Below are 1,866 nucleotides of genomic sequence, written 5' to 3' on the forward strand. Positions count from 1 at the left end.
CGAGGCCAGCAGGGCGACCTCCTCCCGGCGCGGGCGGGCCCTCAAGCCGGCCGGTTCCGCCGCCTCCCGCCGCCCGCCGGTTTCGCCCTCCTCAGTCCTCCTGCGCCAGGTGGGCCGCGAAGAAGGCGGTGAGCCGGGCGACTGCCGGGGTGACGTGCTCGTCCTTGTCGTAGAGGGAGACGTGGGTGCCGCCCTCCACGACGAAGAGTTCCTTCGGCTCGGCCGCCCTCTCGACGGCTTCGCGGCTGAAGTACGCCGTGTTCGCCCCGGAACCGATGATCATCAGGAGCGGGCGGGGCGAGAGGAGGCGGATCAGGGCGTACGAGTCGTACTGGACCAGCGTGTCGAGGCTGCGTACCGGCCACGGCAGGACCGCGCGCGGGTGGTGGCCGCGCGGGGTGCGGTAGTACTCGTACGTCTCGGCGTCCACGGCCTCCGTGATCCATTCCTGCCGGGGTATGCCCTCGCCGCGCGCCTCCGCGGTGCGTGCGGCGTTCGCGAGCCCGAGCACCGAGCGCAGCCTCCGCGGGTCCCGCGTACGGTCCGGGCCCAGGCCGTCGCGCATCACCGACCCCATGTCCGTCGCGCTGACCGTGGCGACGGCCCTGATGCGCAGATCGGTCTGGGCCGCGTACGGCACGTAGCCGCCCGCGGCGCAGATGCCCAGCGCACCGATCCGGTCCGCGTCGATCCCGTCGCGCGCGGCCAGGAAGCTCACGGCGGACTTGATGTCCTCGGCGCGCTGGAAGGGGTCCTCCAGGCCGCGGGGCTCGCCTTCGCTCTCGCCCTGGTACGCCGCGTCGAAGACCAGCGCGGCGAAGCCTTCGCGGGCCAGGCGCTCGGCGTAGACGCTCGCGGTCTGCTCCTTCACGCCCCCGCCCGGGTGGCCGACGACGACGGCCGGGAGCGGCCCGGCGGCGGGGGCGTCCGGCAGGAACAGGATGCCGGCGAGCGTGAGACTGCTGCTGGGGAAGCTGACGTCGGTCTTCATGCCCCCGACGGTCGCAGGTGCCGTACGCCGGGATAAGGGGACGGAACCGGCCCCCTCACCGGCCCCGCCCGCGGTGCGAGACTTGCGCGCATGGGCAGCGAACTCGGTGACTTCCTCAAGGCCCGGCGCAGGGAGCTGACTCCCGCGGCGGCCGGGTTCGCCGGCGGCGGACGGCGGCGGGTCCCGGGCCTGCGCCGGGAGGAGGTCGCCCTGCTGGCCTCGATCAGCCCCGACTACTACACCCGCCTGGAACAGGGGCGCCGCCGGGCATCCGGGCCGGTGCTCGACGCCCTCGCACGCGCGCTGCGGCTCAGCGGGGACGAGCGCGCCTACCTCTTCGAGCTGTCGGGCAAGGACGCCGGCCGGCCGCGCCGGCCGCCCGCCCAGCGGGTCCAGCCGCAGCTGCGGCGCCTGCTCGACGACCTCACCCGCACCCCGGCCCTCGTCATCGGCAGGTGCACCGACATCCTGGCGTGGAACCCGCTCGCCGCCGCACTCTTCACCGACTTCGCGCGCCTTCCGCGGCACGAGCGCAACTTCGTACGCCTCGTCTTCTGCGACCCCGCGGTACGGGCCCTGTACACCGACTGGCACCGGGCGGCGCGCGCCTGCGTGGCGCAGTTGCGGATGGAGGCGGCCCGCGATCCGGCGGATCCGCGCCTGGCGGCGCTGGTGGGGGAGTTGTCGGTGCGGGACCCGGACTTCCGGGCCTGGTGGGGCGGCCACCGGGTGGCCGTACGGACCGCGGGCGCCAAGGCGCTGCGCCACCCGGCGGTCGGCGAACTCGTCCTCGACTGGTCCACCCTGACCGACACCGGCGATCCGGACCAGCAGCTCGTCACGCTCACCGCCGCACCCGGCACGTCCTCGCACGA

General features: G+C 74.8%; 2 protein-coding genes. One reads left to right on the plus strand and one right to left on the minus strand.

Features of this window, described 5'->3' with window-relative positions; translation table 11 throughout:
- Nucleotides 1-91: 91 nt before the first annotated feature.
- Nucleotides 92-991 carry an alpha/beta hydrolase gene (locus H5J30_RS30500; RefSeq protein WP_181790677.1) on the minus strand — a complete coding sequence of 300 codons (900 nt, stop codon included), beginning with the start codon at nt 989-991 and terminating at the stop codon, nt 92-94.
- Between the two features lie 90 nt (nt 992-1,081).
- Between H5J30_RS30500 and H5J30_RS30505 the strand changes: the two genes are divergently transcribed.
- On the plus strand, nt 1,082-1,866 hold a 785-nt coding region (locus H5J30_RS30505; protein WP_181790679.1), incomplete at its 3' end, for a helix-turn-helix domain-containing protein.

Source organism: Streptomyces phytophilus (assembly GCF_013870535.1).
GTDB classification, from domain to species: Bacteria; Actinomycetota; Actinomycetes; order Streptomycetales; family Streptomycetaceae; genus Streptomyces; species Streptomyces phytophilus.

Coding starts and splice junctions, on each gene's coding strand:
- H5J30_RS30500 (WP_181790677.1), bottom strand. CDS start 991: ATGAAGACCGACGTCAGCTTCCCCAGCAGCAGTCTCACGCTCGCCGGC.